General features: G+C 59.3%; 11 protein-coding genes. 10 read left to right on the top strand and 1 reads right to left on the bottom strand.

Going from position 1 to position 16,452, the window contains the following annotated elements:
- The first annotated feature begins 182 nt into the window (after positions 1-182).
- From AA0535_RS02045 to AA0535_RS02075, 7 genes are all read left to right on the top strand, one after another.
- The gene (locus AA0535_RS02045) at positions 183-2,486 is read left to right on the top strand and encodes a TonB-dependent receptor (protein ID WP_373319255.1); all 2,304 of its coding nucleotides are present in this window, start codon (positions 183-185) and stop codon (positions 2,484-2,486) included.
- Positions 2,486-3,712, top strand: a complete 1,227-nt coding sequence (locus AA0535_RS02050) for a phosphotransferase enzyme family protein (protein ID WP_264814241.1) — start codon at positions 2,486-2,488, stop codon at positions 3,710-3,712. The genes AA0535_RS02045 and AA0535_RS02050 overlap by 1 nt, the downstream gene beginning before the upstream one ends.
- Complete coding sequence (pnuC, locus tag AA0535_RS02055; protein WP_264814242.1) at positions 3,709-4,275, top strand: nicotinamide riboside transporter PnuC; 567 nt, start codon at positions 3,709-3,711, stop codon at positions 4,273-4,275. The genes AA0535_RS02050 and pnuC overlap by 4 nt, the downstream gene beginning before the upstream one ends.
- Positions 4,276-4,434: 159 nt before the next feature.
- Positions 4,435-4,941, top strand: a complete 507-nt coding sequence (locus tag AA0535_RS02060; RefSeq protein ID WP_306310206.1) for a GtrA family protein — start codon at positions 4,435-4,437, stop codon at positions 4,939-4,941.
- Positions 4,942-5,031: 90 nt separating this feature from the next.
- On the top strand, positions 5,032-7,683 hold the full coding sequence (gene alaS / locus AA0535_RS02065; protein WP_264814243.1) for an alanine--tRNA ligase: 2,652 nt from the start codon (positions 5,032-5,034) through the stop codon (positions 7,681-7,683).
- A 133-nt stretch (positions 7,684-7,816) separates the two neighbouring features.
- Positions 7,817-8,491 carry a carbonic anhydrase gene (locus tag AA0535_RS02070; RefSeq protein ID WP_264814244.1) on the top strand — a complete coding sequence of 225 codons (675 nt, stop codon included), beginning with the start codon at positions 7,817-7,819 and terminating at the stop codon, positions 8,489-8,491.
- Positions 8,475-9,371, top strand: a complete 897-nt coding sequence (locus AA0535_RS02075; RefSeq protein WP_264814245.1) for an endonuclease/exonuclease/phosphatase family protein — start codon at positions 8,475-8,477, stop codon at positions 9,369-9,371. The genes AA0535_RS02070 and AA0535_RS02075 overlap by 17 nt, the downstream gene beginning before the upstream one ends.
- A 10-nt stretch (positions 9,372-9,381) precedes the next feature.
- On the opposite strand, the gene AA0535_RS02080 is transcribed toward AA0535_RS02075, so the two are convergent.
- Entirely contained in the window at positions 9,382-11,013 is a 1,632-nt protein-coding gene (locus AA0535_RS02080; protein ID WP_306310207.1) for a glycoside hydrolase family 32 protein, read from the bottom strand.
- On the opposite strand from AA0535_RS02080, the gene AA0535_RS02085 reads away from it, so the two are divergent.
- The 3 genes from AA0535_RS02085 (at position 10,958) to AA0535_RS02095 (ending at position 16,414) form a co-directional block, all read left to right on the top strand.
- Positions 10,958-12,100: a hypothetical protein gene (locus AA0535_RS02085; RefSeq protein WP_264814247.1), complete on the top strand. Its 1,143-nt coding sequence runs from the start codon at positions 10,958-10,960 to the stop codon at positions 12,098-12,100. The genes AA0535_RS02080 and AA0535_RS02085 overlap by 56 nt on opposite strands.
- Positions 12,101-12,416: 316 nt before the next feature.
- Positions 12,417-14,378: a discoidin domain-containing protein gene (locus AA0535_RS02090; protein ID WP_264814248.1), complete on the top strand. Its 1,962-nt coding sequence runs from the start codon at positions 12,417-12,419 to the stop codon at positions 14,376-14,378.
- 11 nt (positions 14,379-14,389) lie between these two features.
- Positions 14,390-16,414 (top strand): discoidin domain-containing protein, encoded by a 2,025-nt coding sequence (locus AA0535_RS02095; RefSeq protein ID WP_264814250.1) that lies wholly within the window; start codon positions 14,390-14,392, stop codon positions 16,412-16,414.
- Positions 16,415-16,452 lie beyond the last annotated feature (38 nt).

The following is a 16,452-nucleotide window of genomic DNA, read 5'->3' on the forward strand; positions in this document are numbered from 1 at the left end:
GCAGTTTCTTCCTGCTGCCCATTGTTATAGCGATGATGATATGGGAACTGCTTCTCTCTCGAGTTTTTCCCGCTTCAAAGACACAAGACTGGATCGCGCCGTTGTCGTCTCATCTCGTCCCCGCTTCATGGCCAAAGGCACGACGCTGCCTGCTCTCGGGGGTGTCCAGTCTCTGTTTATGTCTGCTCCTGCCCGTCGATATTGCCGCAGCTTCCAGCGGGCCGTCGAAAAAGACCAAGGCCGAACAGATTACTGTCAAGGCGACAGAGCCGGAAAAACGTGACGCCGAACGCGGTGGCGGATTGATCGAAGCACAGCATACGGTGCGTTCGATTAGCGCAGTGGATAGCGCTTTCATCGCCAAGCAGGCTCCTATCTCGACCGCCTATCAGCTCGTCTCGATGCTGCCGGGCGCCAATGTCGCTGCGTCCGACGCCATGGGGCTTTCACCCCAGACCACAATCTCCGTGCGTGGGCTCAATACGGATTCGATCGGTTACGTGCTGGAGGGCATGCCGCTGAACGATCTCGCCTTTTACTCGGGCTATCCCAGTCAGTTTGCAGATGGCGAGAATTATCGGCAGGTCGCCCTCAGCCAGGGTGCCGCCGATCTCGATAGCCCCGTGCTGAACGCAGCAGGCGGCCTCATGAGCCTGAGTTTCCGTGACCCGGCCCGCAAGGCGGGCGGGACGGCCTCGGTTTCCTATGGCTCATACAACACAAACCGCGAATTCCTGCGTCTCGATACCGGATTGATCGGGCATACAGGGCTGCGCGGCTTTGTGTCCTACTCCCATACGAGCGCTGAAAACTGGCGTGGGCCGGGTCATGACATGCGCCATCATATCGACTTCAAGCTGGTACGCGATATTGGTGAGCGCTCCCACGCATCCCTGCTCGGCAGCTTCAACAGCACGATCACCAGCTACTACCCGCAGGTTTCGAAAGACTCGTTCAAACTCTATGGCGTGTCTTCTACCAACGCGCTTTCGGGCAGGTATGATCCGTCAAACCCGGACGAAGCCCAGTATTATCAGCGCCTGTGGCGCGCACCGGAGCGGACCCTGTACATGGGTGCTCCCGTCTCGCTCGCCCTGACGGATCACCTGACCTTCAATGCCACGCCCTACGCCCAGGGCGCCTATGGAAACGTGCCCGGTGGTTCCGCCCTTCCCCTGAGCGGGCTCTATACAGGCACACAGGCTCTGGGCGATGTCCTGTCGTTACCGAGCGCCCAGGACGATGAGGCGATCGTACGCGCCAATTACACCCAGCGTAGCTACCGTTCAGGATTCACCTCCGAAATCGCGTGGAAGCAGGGTTGGAACGAGGCCGTGCTCGGTTATTGGTTCGATTACGGGGACGATCACGAAGTCCAGTCTTTCTCACCTGTCTCTGCAAATGGCAGCTCACCGAATATCTGGGGCAGTGGCACCCGAAATTTCGTCAGGCTATCGGATGGCGCGATCTATATTACTGGCGATAATCACACGATCAGCATGACCAATGCCCTTTATATTGGCGACAGAATGCATCTGCTCTCCGACCGGCTCCTGATCGAAGCCGGTTTCAAGGAGGTGATGGTCAGCCGCACCGGTACGAATGCCGTGCCCGGCCCGCAATATCATGTGGGTAGTAACAGCGCCGTACCGCTCCCCCGGCTTGGTCTGCGCTACCAGATCACCGCGCGCCACCAGATCTTTGTGAATGCGACGACCAATTTCAGAGCGCCCGCTTTCACGGCGCTTTACAACAACTACGATCCGACGAGTGGCGCGACCAGCACTACCGGCTCGGGAGACCTGCGCAACGAATATTCGATCTCCGAAGAGCTGGGATACCGGTATAGCGGACCACTCGTGACAGGCAGCCTGACCTTCTTCAACTATAACTTCACCAACCGGCAGATCCAGACGCAGATCCTGATCAACAACACCCCGGTATCCTCGACCATGAATGCGGGTGGCCAGACTTCCCGTGGTCTGGATGTGGAGATCGGTCTTCGGCCCTGGCATCACTGGGCGCCCTATGTCTCCGGTGAGTATCTGCATGCCACGATCGACAACAACATTGAGAGTAACGGGGATCTTCTGCCGACTGCCGGGAAGACCGCCGTGCGCAGCCCCCGGCTTCAGGCCTCGGCAGGGCTCACCTACGATGACGGACATGTTTTCGGGTTCGCCGCCGTTCAGTACACCGGAAGGCAATACGCCACCTTTACCAATGACGAGCGCATCAGCGATCATACGACAGGCAATCTGACGCTTGGTTATCGTTTTGCCGATGCGAAGCGACTGAAAGCCCCGTCAATCCGTCTGAACTTCATCAACATCACCAACGAGCATTATCTCTCGGGCGTTGCCGATCCCACGCTCAATGCACGGGATACCCTCGGGCGATATGGAACGACCATCGCGGGAAGCGCACCGGATTATTACATTGGCGGTGGCTTTTCCGCCCTTGCGACAGCAACAGCCGGCTTCTGATGACCGGCACGCCCGAGGCCCCCGGTCAGTTCGGCCTCTGGGGAAAGGAGGCCAAGCGTGACTGGCCCCTGATCACGCAGGATGAGGCGCAACAGGCACTGTACGCCTTCGGCCTCACCTGCGACGAGGCCATCGAGTGGCACAGCGCGCGTCCGTTTTCCGCCGTGTCGCGCCTGCGGGACGTGTCTGGCACCATCTGGTTTCTCAAGCGTCATCATCGCGCCCTGCGCGATGCAACCGCCTTGCGCGAGGAACATCGGTTTATCACCCATCTGGCCCGACATGGTCTGGCCGTGGCCCCGCCACGCATCACATCCTCTGGCGATACCACGTACTCATTGCAAGGCGGAGACGGCGCGACCTGGTGCTATGAGTGCTTCCCAGCCCTGGCCGGACAGGATCTTTATCGTGATCGCATGTCATGGGAGCCGTATCTCACCGTCGATCAGGCATTCGAGGCTGGTAGTGCACTGGCACGGTTTCACCGCGCAGCCCAGGGATATTCTGCGCCGTCTCGCGCCCAGCGCCCGCTGGTTTCTGCCCTCACCCCGCTCTGTGGCCCGGCTGGCCCGGCATCCGGATTGCGGGCGTGGATCGCCTCGATGCCCGACCTCGAGCGGGCCCTGACGGATCTGGGTGGAAACCGCGCCTTGATCGAGGCCCTGACGCCCCATTTTAAACGCGCGGCATCCTCTCTTTCCGCTCCGGCTCTGCAATGGGGGCATGGCGACTGGCATGGATCCAATTTGATCTGGCACAAGACGCCTCCGCCAGAAGGCGGCGTGGCAGAGAATGCCGGGAAAACATGTTTTGCAGGTGTCCCTTTCGACTTCAGCATGGCCGATCTGACGACGCGGGCGTTCGATATCGCTATCGCGCTGGAGCGCAGCATGATCGCATGGCTCACGCCATGCCATGAAGGGGACGGCGTACCGGATTATAGGGTGGAGATGAGTCAGATCAGCGCTTTCCTGCGCGGCTATCACGCGCAATGGCCGCTCACCGCGTCAGATCGCTCGGATATTGCAGTCTTCCTGCCCCTCGCCCACGCCACCTTCGCCTGTTCCGAAATCTGGTATTACGCCTCTCTGCTCCGGGCGCCGGCTCTCGCACGTGTCACCCATGACACGTATCTCGTCGCGCATGCACGCTGGTTCAGCACGGCGCAGGGTCGTGCCCTGCTGGACTTCATCGCCTCTCCAGCAGGTCAGGGCATCGTGCGATGATGTCTCCGGTCGAAGCGCTGGCTGTTATCGTGACCATAGCGGGGATTGCCCTCACGGCTCAGCGCCGCGTGCTTGGCTGGCCTTGCTCACTGGCCGCCTCGGCCCTTTATCTGGCCGTGTTCGCTAAAGCCCGGCTCTACGCTGACTCCGCACTTCAGATCGTCTTTTGCCTGTTTCTCCTGAAAGGCTGGTACGATTGGCATCGCGCAGCGCAGGATAAAGCCGGTATCACTGTGCGACCGATCGCGCACACCATCCTGATACGGGATCTCGCATTGGGTGTGGCGACCAGCTTGGTGCTGGGTGTTGCATTGCGCGACTGGACAAGCGACGCGGCTCCGATGACCGATGCGACGCTGAGTGTGTTCAGTATGATTGGTCAGATCTGGACGGCACGGCGCCTCATTGCCTGCTGGCCCCTCTGGATCGCCGTCGATTGCGCCTATATCGCCCTGTTCCTGGAACGGACATTATGGCTCAGCGCCGGGCTCTATGCCGGGCTCACAGGGCTTGCTGTCTGGGGCTGGCTCACCTGGCGCAAAGCGCAGATCTCTCACGCCTGAACAACGAGCGACGCTCAAGGCAGCGCTGTTGCCGTCCTTCACGCAGGCCTCGCCAGACAGGAGATTGCAGCTCTCAAGGCGTGCCGAGCCTTGCATCCGTGACCTGATGGTCTTACCAGCTTGTCGCGATTGACCGGCGATTGCGAAAGGCCCTGCCCCTTGCTGAAGAAACGCCTCTTCTACCCCCGGGCGCCAAGACAGCTCATCACGCAGTTCCTGCGTTTCGGGATCATCGGGGCCATGGGGCTGGTCTGGGACATCCTGATCGTCACGCTGCTGCGCCCAGAACTCGGCCTGACGGCTGCAACATTGCTGTCCTATTTTCTGGTCGCCAGCCTCAACTGGCTGCTCAACCAGATATGGACCTTTCGCACGGTCGCCCATCGCGATCATCCCTTCCTGCAATGGCTGCGCTTCCTCGCGGCCAACAGCTTCGGATTCCTTCTCAATCGCGGCACGGTCTACGCGCTATGCTTCACCATTCCATTCTGCTCACGTCATGTGGCCTTGCCGCTGGCTGCCGGATCGCTGATGGGGCTGATGGCCAATTTCAACCTGTCACGCAAGCTTGTCTTCCGCGCCAAAGTGCCCGAGACGCCCATGGAACTGGCGCAGATGGCGGTAGACCTGAATGTCGATCCGGTCGATCGCGATCTGGAATCCTGAGAGCCCGCGCGCAAAACATTTCCTTTGCGGTCTCTTTGCTCTAGTGGAGATGCCATCTTCACGCCGCAATCGGGATTTTCTGCTCGCGCCATGACCACACCGATCCACAACACCACCACAAATGAGCTGCGCAGCGCGTTTCTGAAGTATTTCGGAGACCAGGGCCACAAGATCGTTCCTTCGGCCCCGCTGGTGCCCCAGAACGACCCGACCCTGCTCTTCACCAATGCTGGCATGGTGCCGTTCAAGAACGTGTTCACAGGGCAGGAAACCCGCCCCTATACCCGAGCGACCACGGCTCAGAAGGTCGTGCGTGCAGGCGGCAAGCATAATGATCTGGACAATGTCGGCTACACGGCCCGCCATCTGACCTTTTTCGAAATGCTCGGCAATTTCTCCTTCGGCGATTATTTCAAGGCCGACGCGATCGAGTTTGCCTGGAATCTCCTGACCAAGGGCTATGGCCTGCCGAAAGAGAAGCTGCTCGCCACGGTCTACGCCGATGATGAGGAAGCAGCTGGTCTGTGGCGCAAGATCGCTGGCCTGCCCGAAGAGAAGATCATTCGTATTCCGACTTCCGACAATTTCTGGCGCATGGGCGATACCGGCCCTTGTGGCCCCTGCTCGGAAATCTTCTTCGATCACGGACCCGATGTCTGGGGCGGCCCGCCGGGCTCGCCCGAGGAAGACGGGGATCGCTTCGTCGAGATCTGGAATCTCGTCTTCATGCAGTATCTCGAAGGACCTCCGGGCACGCGCGCGCCGCTACCCCGCCCCTCGATCGATACGGGTATGGGGCTCGAACGCTTTGCCGCCGTCATGCAGGGCAAGCGCGACGTGTACGACACCGACGTGCTGCGCAGCCTGGTCGAAGCGACCGCTAATGCACTCAGCACCGATCCCGACGGCGCGCTGCGCGCCAGCCATCGTGTCGTAGCCGATCATCTGCGCTCGACAGCCTTCCTGATTGCCGATGGCGTCATGCCGTCCAAGGACGGACGAGGCTATGTGCTGCGTCGCATCATGCGCCGTGCCATGCGCCATTTGCAGCGTCTGGGCGCGACCGAGCCGGTATTCTATCGCCTGCTCCCGGCACTGATCCGCCAGATGGGTTCGGCCTATCCCGAACTGGTCCAGCATCAGGCGCTCATCGCCGAAACCATGAAGGGTGAGGAAGAACGCTTCACCGCCCTGCTTGAGCGAGGCATGTCGCTACTCGAAGACGAGACAGCTCGTGTGGCCGAAGGCGGTGCCCTGCCGGGTGACGTTGCCTTCAAGCTGTATGACACGTTCGGCTTCCCGCTTGACCTGACCCAGGATGCGCTGCGCGAGCAGGGTCGCACGGTCGACGTGACCGGGTTCGAAGCCGCCATGGCCGAGCAGCGTGCCCGCGCGCGCGCGGCATGGGTCGGTTCAGGCGATGCAGCGGCGGAGACCATCTGGTTCGACGCGCGCGAGCGCTTCGGCGCCTCGGAGTTCCTGGGCTATACCTCGGAGAAGGCCGATGCCGAGATCGTTCTGATTGCGAAGGCCGGCGTCGAGAGCGAGAGCGCCACAGCGGGTGACGAGATCGCCATCCTGCTGAACCAAACCCCCTTCTATGGCGAAAGCGGTGGACAGGTGGGCGATCATGGCGTGCTGGTCGGGGAGAATCTGCGGATCGAGATCACCGACACCCAGAAGCGCAATGGCGATCTGCTGGTGCATTATGGCCGCGTACTCGAAGGCACCGTACGCCCCGGCACTTCGGTCACAGCCGAGATCGACCATACAAGGCGCCAGGCCGTGCGCGGGCATCACTCCGCAACTCACCTGCTTCATGAGGCCCTGCGTCGCCAGCTCGGCGATCATGTCGCCCAGAAGGGCAGTCTGAACGCGCCGGAGCGCCTGCGCTTTGACGTCTCGCAGCCGCGCCCCATCACGGCCGAGGAACTGGCTCTGGTCGAGCGCGAGGTGAATGCCCGCATTCGCGAGAACAGCGCTGTCGAGACGCGCATCATGACGCCCGAGACCGCCGTGGCCGAAGGTGCCATGGCGTTGTTCGGCGAAAAATACGGCGACGAGGTCCGTGTGGTCTCCATGGGGCTGGGCGATGACACGCGCGGCGCCTACTCGATCGAACTCTGTGGCGGCACGCATGTGGGCCGCACGGGTGAGATCGGACCGTTCCGTATCGTTTCGGAGAGCGGTGTCTCGGCCGGTGTGCGTCGTATCGAAGCTGTTTGCGGCGTTGCGGCCGACCGCCTCGCGATCGAAGCCGATGAACGACTGCGCCGCATGGCCGATCTGCTGAAGGCCACCGTGGCCGAAGCGCCTGACCGCCTCGCCGCGCTCGTGGAAGAGCGTCGCGCGCTCGAGCGACAGGTTTCGGAGCTTCAGAAGCGCCTCGCTACCGGTCAGGCAGATTCGGCCAGCGAAACCATCAATGGCGTAACCTTCGTCCCACGTGATCTGGGCGATGTGGCGCCGCGCGAACTCAAGAACATGGCGGAGGCCATTACAAAGCAGATCGGAAGCGGCGTCGTTGCGCTGATCTCGACGGCTGAGGGCAAGGGCAGCGTGGTCGTGGCGGTCACGAAGGACCTTAACGATCGCTTCAGTGCTGTTGATCTCGTGCGCCTTGCTTCAGCTGAAATGGGCGGCAAGGGTGGTGGTGGCCGTCCCGACATGGCACAGGCCGGCGGCCCGCAGCCCAATAGCGACGCCGTATTCGATTCACTCAGAAAAACGCTCTCTGCTTGAGCGATCATGACAAAGGGTGAACCATGTCGTTATGGCATGGACACCTAATCAAAAGCGCGGCATCGAAGTGATCTGAGTTCAAGCTGTTGCACTAATACAGCAGTGCAACAGCAATCTTTCAGATGAGGTCTCGATGAAGAGTGAAATCGAAAACAGCCTGATTGCCCTGCTCAAGGGCGTGCAGCATTTCGACGACGAAGTCTACGAAGAGCATCGCGAGCTTTTCGAAAGTCTTGCCGATGGCCAGTCGCCTTCCACCCTGTTCATCACCTGCTCCGATAGCCGTATCAACCCGAGCATGATCACCCAGACCGCGCCGGGTGACCTGTTCATTGTGCGCAATGTCGGCAATATCGTCCCGCCGCATGGCGAAATGCTCGGTGCGGTTTCCTCCGCCATCGAATACGCCGTGCTCGTGCTCAAGGTGAAGCATATCGTCGTTTGTGGTCACTCGAATTGCGGCGCCATGGGCGCCTTGTGCGACCTAAACAATCCGAAATTCGATGCGATGCCCACAGTGGTACGTTGGCTACGGAATGCCGAAGCAGCACGTGCCGCTCTCGGTCCGCTGAAAGCCGAAGACGCGGGTCCGGAAACCGTCAAGGAACTGGCCCAGCAGAACGTGCTGCTGCAGCTCGCCCATCTGCGCACCCATCCGGCCGTGGTGGGGGCTTTGGCCGCGGGCGAAATCGCCCTCCAGGGCTGGTTCTACGATATCGGCTCGGGTCAGGTCGTCGTGATCGACGAGCAGACCCGTCAGGAGCGCACTGTGCGCGATGTTCTGAGCGATCTTGGCGTCAAGGCCTGATCGGCTTCTTGGGCTGCTTCTGGCTGTCTGGGTCTTTACCCCGTCAGCCAAAGCGTCTCCCCTCAAGATTGCTACATGGAATCTCAACTGGCTGATCCTGCCTGGCTCGGCGCCGGCGGATCTGCCTTCCAATATTCCCCACCGTACTGAAAGAGACTGGGCGGGTCTCGCAAGTGAGGCGTCACGTCTCGACGCAGATATCATCGCGGTCCAGGAAGTCGCTGACGAGGCGGCCCTTGCGCGTCTGTTTCCGCCGGCCACCTATCATCTTGTCATGAGCCATGCGCCTATTGCGCAAAACCTCGGCGTTGCCCTGCGGGCTCCATGGCATGCGATCGGCCATCAGGAAGTGCATACCCTTGATCGCTCGGCTTCTCATGGAGGCCACACCCTTCGTCCCGGGCTGGATGTGATCGTCAGCGACGGGGACCATCAGCTACGCCTGCTGGTGGTCCATCTCAAATCGGGCTGCTGGGAGCGTAGCTGGGCTGAAAAAAACCACTCCTGCCCCATTCTGCGCGAGCAAATCGCCATTCTGTCTGACTGGATCGCCGAACGCGAGGATGAGGGCGAGGCCTATGCAGTCATCGGTGACTTCAACCGGCGTATGACCCTTCACGATCCATATTATCGTGCCCTGATCGATAAGGCGCGACCCTTGCTGACCACATCCGGTCTGTCGAGCCCCTGCGAAGGGGGAAGCTATTTCATCGATCATATCCTGCTTGGAGGCCCGGCCAGGGATTGGATAGTCCCCGGCTCACTGCGTGTCTTGATCGCGCCTCCAGCGAGCGAGCGGCTTCTTCTGTCCGATCACTGTCCCGTGTCGGTCCGTGTGGCCCCGACGGCAGATCCCGAAACGCATCCGGGCATGCCTTAACCGGGATACTCTATCCGGCCGTAGTGAACCGGGCAGCAAGGAGATAGTGGATTTCGCATCGCGCGCCTTCGAAGCACCCAGAGGCGGTCAGCGTGAAAGGACGGCTCGGATTGCCGTAGGCGCGCGTGTTGAGCACCACTCCGGTCGAGGAAAAGATCTCGATGACCGCCCCATCCACGAAGATGTCAAGGGTCGTATCATCGGTGGGTGCAAGGGGTGCATCGTCTTCGTTGCACGAGAATCGTCCCTGGCCGGCGTCAGGATTGTAATCCAGATGGAGATAGCGATCCGTATGGGCGAAGACGACACTGCCCGCAGTTCGCGCCTTGAAGCGCAACCTGATCCGTACCTGAGGGCCGGCCACGTTAAGAGGCGCCTCAAGGCGCCCGGCAAACATCTGTTCACCGATCAGTGTCTCGACGGCAGGATGGAGTACAGTCCTTACCTTGCCCGTGGGGTCTGCCTCCACCAGCCTTGGATATGACATGGCGCCGCTCCAGCCGCGCGACGCAGCTTCGCCTGCCTGCCAGGGCTTTTCTGCAAGCCAACCGAACACCGCACGCCGCCCCTCCTGATCGACGAAACTGCGCGCGGCATAGAAGCCGCCATGCCCCAGCACATCCTCGCGTAGCGGGGTAAACACACCCTTGTTGTAGGTGCCGCTGATGACATGAACCACGTTATTGATCGAAAAGATCAGGGCGTGACAGGAGCCAAGGTCAAAGAAATCCGGGCATTCCAGAACATCATCGCCACCACGCAATGCAGAAGGCCCGTAAAAGACACGAATAAATGTCCAGTCGGAAAGATTGCGGCTTTCATAGCGGAAGATGACACCGCCCATGCCTTCGATCTTGCTGCCGACGAGCATCACCCAGACATCGCCTTCCTTCCACAACTTCGGATCGCGAAACCCTCCTATGTGAAGATGATCGGGCCCGGTCGCCAAAACAGGCTCGTGAGCCTGTTTCCAGTGCACCATCGACCGGTCAGAATAGGCAGCACATTGAATCTGTGCCTGACCACGGCCGAAGCGAAAACCGGTATAGATCGCCACGGCGCGATCTCCATCAACCACGACATCCCCCGTGAACACCCCGTCTCGCTCAGGTCCGTCGTGATGTGGCGACAGCGCCACCGGCTTGTACTCCCAGTTGACCAGATCCGGACTGGTTGCGTGTCCCCAGTGCATGTTGTCCCAGATCGCTGCTTCCGGGTTCCACTGGTAGAACAGATGATACTGACCATCCACGAAAATGGGCCCGCAGGGATCGTTCATCCACCCTCTCGGGGCGACGAAATGGGTGATGGGTCTGAACGGGTCGGTCGCAAGCACATGATCAGGCGGAAAACGCTGCGCAGCACGGGCATTCTGAGCCGTGGCAGCGGCAATCGAAGCAATACTGGATCCGAGAAAAAAACGTCGGGAAAAGAGATTTCTTCCGGAAATTTTGGTATCGAGGGAATTTTTTCTCGATCTTTCTCTTCTTTTTTCTACGATACTCATCGAACTATGCTTCTCCTTCCGATCTATCCATATATCTTGGTGCTTGATTTCATAGCGCGACGAATGAAAGACGCCGAAGATGCTCAGGCAAAAAATGGTAAGACAAAGGCCATGGATCCCCTCGATCCCGACCATCGCGTTCCTGGCGGCCCTGGTACTTGCGCCTCCCGCATCCTCAAACGCCGAAGATCTCCTCAGGCTCCCTCTGAAGGCGCAGCTTACGAAGAAAACCACATCATTTCAGATCAAGAACCTTTATGCCTTCCAGCTTCCTGCCGACCTTCCCCCGGATGTCAATTTCAGGGGGCTGGTGGGAAGTCTCTCGACTACCACGACCGCCAATCCAGCGCTGCACGGGGCGGTGAGCTCCGAAACCCTTTTCGGTATCGCCTACACGACGCGGGGAAACTGCCCGGTCTCAGGCCAGACGATCGGCAGCTATCAGGAAATCTATGATCGGTTTCCCAGTCAGGGGCTCGCCGGGATTATTGTCAAGCAGGCAAGGCCGGGAACGCAAAAATTCCCTGTAGCTCTGGTATTACCAGAGCGTATCCCAATTCGAATGCAAAAGGGTGGGTGCATTTTTGTAAGTTTCGACGGCACGGATTTTGCAGATCTACCCTATACAATGACCAGCGATCTCGAACTGCTTTACGACACCGGCCCGGCGCGCTTTCCGGCGCAGACCTATACGGGCCTTGATTCGGAATTCATCGTGTCACCCAGCACTGCTCATGGGCAGGTCCTCAATGCCTACACCGTCCTTCCGGTGTCGGGAAAAGGGCCGCTTTATCCAGGCGCGCTGATAAGCCTGTACGGCAATGTCTCTGCAACCGCTCCGCCAGACTATGCCGGGATTGACCGCAGTCACGATATCTGGCGCATACGGGAGATTGTTGCCGTGTATCGTCACAATAGCTGCGCCAGAGCGTTTCCCGGGCATTCCCCCAACAAGTTCATGTGGAATGATCGCACCGGTGCGGGCGATGCCCTAAACCCAAGCATGGCGTTGGGACCAGATGCAGATAAGCTGCTCGATATTTCCCTCGAGGGGCACGGACTGGACTCTGTGATGAAACAGGCCAACGCAATCGATACGGTTCCTGCGACGGTCGAAGAGGGCGATTGTCTTGTATCCGCCATACTCCCTGCATCGAACAATCCGGCTGTGAAGGGGGCGGTGAATGTCGAGGTTCAGATCAAGGTTGTCCCAACGCCCTGACCGGCAGGCCCTGGAGCTATCGGGCGCGGATACGTTCTGGCGTCGTGGCAGTATTCGCGCCGGATTGGTGGAGGCTTTCCGGACAGCGCCGTCATCAGTTCCGACCAGGGAGCGCAGATGAACGCGGATTGCTTGTATATAGCATAATAAACACGGCGTGTGACTTAAGGTTAATCTCGCGCAGGAGCGCGCTCTCGTGCTTGCCTCACCGCGCTACGGGATGCTTTAAGCTGAGAACCGGATAAACGCGTGCCCCATGCCTGAACGGGGCTTCTGGACGTTCCATCAGAGACTGAAGACGAAAAGGACAAGCTTCGTGATCGATATCATCGACGCTTCGGGTATTGGCTCAAGTTCGCAGCGTCGGCCGCGTCTCGAAGGGGGCTTTTGCTCGGCCCCGGAGTGGTTTCCCTGGTGGCAGATCGAGCTATCCAGCGTTGCGCGTATCAATGGCTTCACGATCGAGGGACTGCATACAGAACAGGGTCAGCCCCCTCTGCTCACGGCACTGATTTCCGATAACGGCAAGGACTGGCTTCCGGTCTGGACGCAGCCGCTGCATGAACCCGAGGATCCTGAACGCTTCACGGTAGGCTTTGCACGTATCCGGACGGCCCGTTATTTCCGTCTCCGGGCAGATAGCTTCGGAATACTGGCTTTCGATCGCCTCGTTTTCGATCTACTGGAACCAGTCGGAGGCGAACAAAGCGCCGCCGACGCTATAGAATTAGCACATATCCAGGCGGAAGACAGTCGTGTCGTCTTTTCGACGCTGTTCAATGAAAGCGACGCCTATCTTGCGCATTATGTCGATAATTTTCTGGCGTTCACCCCTGAGAATGTCTGTCTGGCGCTCAATTTTCCAGCTGGGCGGGTCATCCCTTCTGAGCTCGCGCGACGGGATCCGCGTGTTCACATCTTCAACGGTCAGGTCAAGCGTGAGAAATGGGGTCATACCCTGCTCATGGGCCATATCGAATCCTATGAGACCGCACGGGCGATTTTCCCCGATTTCCGCTATTTCGCCACCATGGCTTCCAACGCGCTGCTCGTTCGGCCCTTCGACCCGGCGAGCGCAATCGAGCAGCTTCCACTTGCCAGCCGGGTGCCTGTGGCCTGCGAGCGCGCCTATGAACTCGACCAAGAGGTCGACCCCGTCGATCCGACCTATCACGGTACATGGATGTGGCATCATCTGCGCAATAGCGAGGGGACGGGGGCCTATCTGAAAGACCGGATGGGCCTGACGACCGTATCGGTAACGCAAATCGAAGGCCTTTTTGCCCGACGTGAAGACTGGGAGCTGATCCAGGAACGTCGAAGCCTCATCATGGGCCTTGAGAAATATATCTCGTTCGAGAATTTCATGGCGCTGGAGGAATTGCTGCCTACCTCGATCTTTAATCGCTTTGGCAGCGGACAATACACCCATATCTCCCGGGTACTCTGGTCCGGGACGCGCCTCGCGACCGTCGACGACCTGCTGGAGATGGCCCCGAAACTGCCCGCCCATCTGTGCTCGATGAAATGGTTCGACCGCTCGCCCGGTGCGCAATCAACGGCGGCGGTCACGACGGACTGGGGACGTGCGTTGCTGTGCAAGGCACAGGCAAAGACCATGAACCTCGCGCGGTTTCAGGAAACGACACTCGCCACACGGCTCGTGGAAGAAATGCGCAAGGCCGAGTGCTTTGGGCCGCTTACAGATCGATGGTGGCGGCATTCCGTCCAGGGGCAGACCGGGTTTCGCTGGTCTGTCCGGGACATTCCCTGTCAGAGGCAACGGGTCGATATCGACATTCCCGAACTGGCGCCCTCACGCATGGCTCCGGCCTATCTTTTTCTGGAATCTACCGGTCAGCTCGTCTCCGTTGCCCTCTCAATGCAGGAGAACGACGAAGGCGAAACGACGCTGCGTCTCACCGCGAGCGCCACGGCGGAGGATGGCGGTGCTGTTTCTGGCGTCCATCTGCAGGGATATCTCTATCTCTCCGGTATGCAGGGAAGCACTGTCTTCAGAATGACCGTGCCGAAGGATGGCTGCATTCCGCACGATATTCTCTCGCGCACCGTTTTTTACGACGAATATGGCTACACGGTTGGCTTTGCTGACAGGCTGGATCGGATCGAGGGCGCCGAGCAGCATTATTTTGTGCGCCATGCTCATGACGCAGGCGGTGATGTCTGGATCGGCCTGCCCGTATTCTGCAACGCCACCGCAGAAGTCACCCTCTCTATCGGTCCCGATTTCAAAAGCAGCCGCGAAGAGCTGATATGAAGAGCGAATCCATGTCCGAACTGATTGATCTTGCTTTGGGAAAACCTGCCACCCAGAGCTCGAAACACCCGGAGATCGTCCTGCCCCTGTCACAAGTGGCAGGTGAGGCCGTCCTCGCAGGATATGGAGACACGAGTTTCCAGACTGCGGCAGAGTGGTTCCCGTGGTGGCAGGTCGATCTCGAGCAGATTTGCACCATCGAACGTATCGAGCTTTTCAATACGGATTACTGGCCGACACGAAACAGGCTCTTTTCGATCCTTGTTTCCGAGGATGGCCGGGAATGGCACGAGGTGTTCTCGAAAACGGATCATGACACCTTCGGAGGCGACGAAAAGACAGCCTACACGGTGCCTTTCGCGACCCCGATATGCACGCGGTTCGTGCGGGTGAGGCTCGATAACTGGGATCATCTCCACCTCAAAAGCGTGCGCGTCTATGGTCAGCCGGGAATCAGGCAGGAGGGGGCCACAAGGCCCCTGACGCCGCCTGCAACCAGAGGCAGGCACGTCGTCTTTGCAGCAAATTACAATGAAGAAGACCGATTCCTTCCGGTCTTCATTGAAAATTTCCTGAGCTATACCGATGAGTATTGCTCGCTCGTCATCAATTTCCCTGCAAATCGCGCCATTCCTTTCCACCTACTGGCGGGTCACCGCCGGGTGCATGTCTTCAACGGCAAGGTGGAGCGCAAGAAATGGGGAGGCACTCTCCTCCTCGGCCACATGGAGTCCTATGCCGAGGCGCTCCATGCATTCCCTGATTTCGATTATTTCTGCACGAGCGCGTCAAATAGTCTCTTTGTGCGGCCATTCAGCCTGGACCAGGCTGTGGCGCATATGGCCCGTGGCAATGATGCCCCGGTTGGGATGACGCGTCATTATCTCATCGACGTGCCGCTGGAGAATGTCCCGCGCGGCGAAGCCTGGGTATGGGATAATCTGGAGGAAGCAGAGCCCTTCAGACGCTATCTGATCGACGAAGCGGATATCCCGCTCATGTCCATCAACCAGATTGAAGGATTACTGGCCGAGAGAAGCGAATGGGGCACGCTGCATGACCGGATCGCCATTCTTGAGGCCTGCGACGGGTTCTTCGCAAACCCGACACAGAAGACGCTTGCGCTGGAGGAGTTCCTCCCGGTCACCTTCTTCCGAAGATTCGGAACGAGCCGCTTTACCAATATCTGTCACATGCTCTGGGAACCGATACGCGAGGTCATTTTTCCGGACCTTGTTCAGTTCGTGCAGAAACTTCCCATGCATATGTGCCAGGTCAAATGGTTCAGCCGGGATCCCGACTCCGTTCCCACCGCAGCCCTTTCGCAGCCCTGGAGCCGCGCGCTGCTGGCAACGCTGACCAATGATGACACGCCAGCCACCCTTCATGCCCGTATCCTCAACCGGGCCCTTTCCGCTCATTTTTCCTCGGCTCTGAGCAGCCAGGAAATCTACACGCCCCTCACCCGCGCATGGCGGGATGATGCAAGGTGGGGCCGCATTCAGTGGATCGCCTCCGAGACGATCGGCCGCGAAACCAGGGAGAGATTTGAAGGCGAAAAGCTGATTTCGGGCCTGCCGATGCTGCCGGGCAAGAAACCTTGTGCATGGCTCGAACTGCGGGACCATCGTCATCAGGACATGCAGTTCGAGGCGATTCTTTCCGAGGACGGCAAGCACAGCGCGCTCGATCTGCGAACGGGACCCGCGGGAACCGGGCTCGGACCTCATCACTGGAGCGAGGTCTGGGGGGTGCTTTTCCTTTCCCCCTTACAGGGCGAGAAGGCGCAGCTTTTCCGAATTTCCCTGCGCAGACCGTTCGACTACGCACGTCATCAGCTCATGCATAATGTCAGACGGTCGGATGGCAAAAGCGATGTGACGTGGATGCCGGTCCTTGAGGAAGATGACGGCGATCGGCGCCACTTCTACTTCCTTCGGCCGGACTCCCATCACGGAGAGATATGGATTGGCATTCCGTGCTTTGTCCAAACGAGCATCGCGATGGAAATCAGCTTCGGGGTCGCCGCAGTCTGACGAATTGCCGCGCCCATAAGATCATCGCCTTCTGCTAT

The organism is Asaia krungthepensis NRIC 0535 (assembly GCF_025995175.1).
In the GTDB taxonomy this organism is placed as follows: Bacteria; Pseudomonadota; Alphaproteobacteria; order Acetobacterales; family Acetobacteraceae; genus Asaia; species Asaia krungthepensis.

Bases quoted from the DNA above. Each gene is read 5' to 3' on its own strand.
- AA0535_RS02095 (WP_264814250.1), top strand. From the start codon at position 14,390: ATGTCCGAACTGATTGATCTTGCTTTGGGAAAACCTGCCACCCAGAGC.
- AA0535_RS02085 (WP_264814247.1), top strand. From the start codon at position 10,958: ATGCTCAGGCAAAAAATGGTAAGACAAAGGCCATGGATCCCCTCGATC.
- AA0535_RS02070 (WP_264814244.1), top strand. From the start codon at position 7,817: ATGAAGAGTGAAATCGAAAACAGCCTGATTGCCCTGCTCAAGGGCGTG.
- AA0535_RS02080 (WP_306310207.1), bottom strand. From the start codon at position 11,013: ATGGTCGGGATCGAGGGGATCCATGGCCTTTGTCTTACCATTTTTTGC.
- AA0535_RS02050 (WP_264814241.1), top strand. From the start codon at position 2,486: ATGACCGGCACGCCCGAGGCCCCCGGTCAGTTCGGCCTCTGGGGAAAG.
- alaS (WP_264814243.1), top strand. From the start codon at position 5,032: ATGACCACACCGATCCACAACACCACCACAAATGAGCTGCGCAGCGCG.
- pnuC (WP_264814242.1), top strand. From the start codon at position 3,709: ATGATGTCTCCGGTCGAAGCGCTGGCTGTTATCGTGACCATAGCGGGG.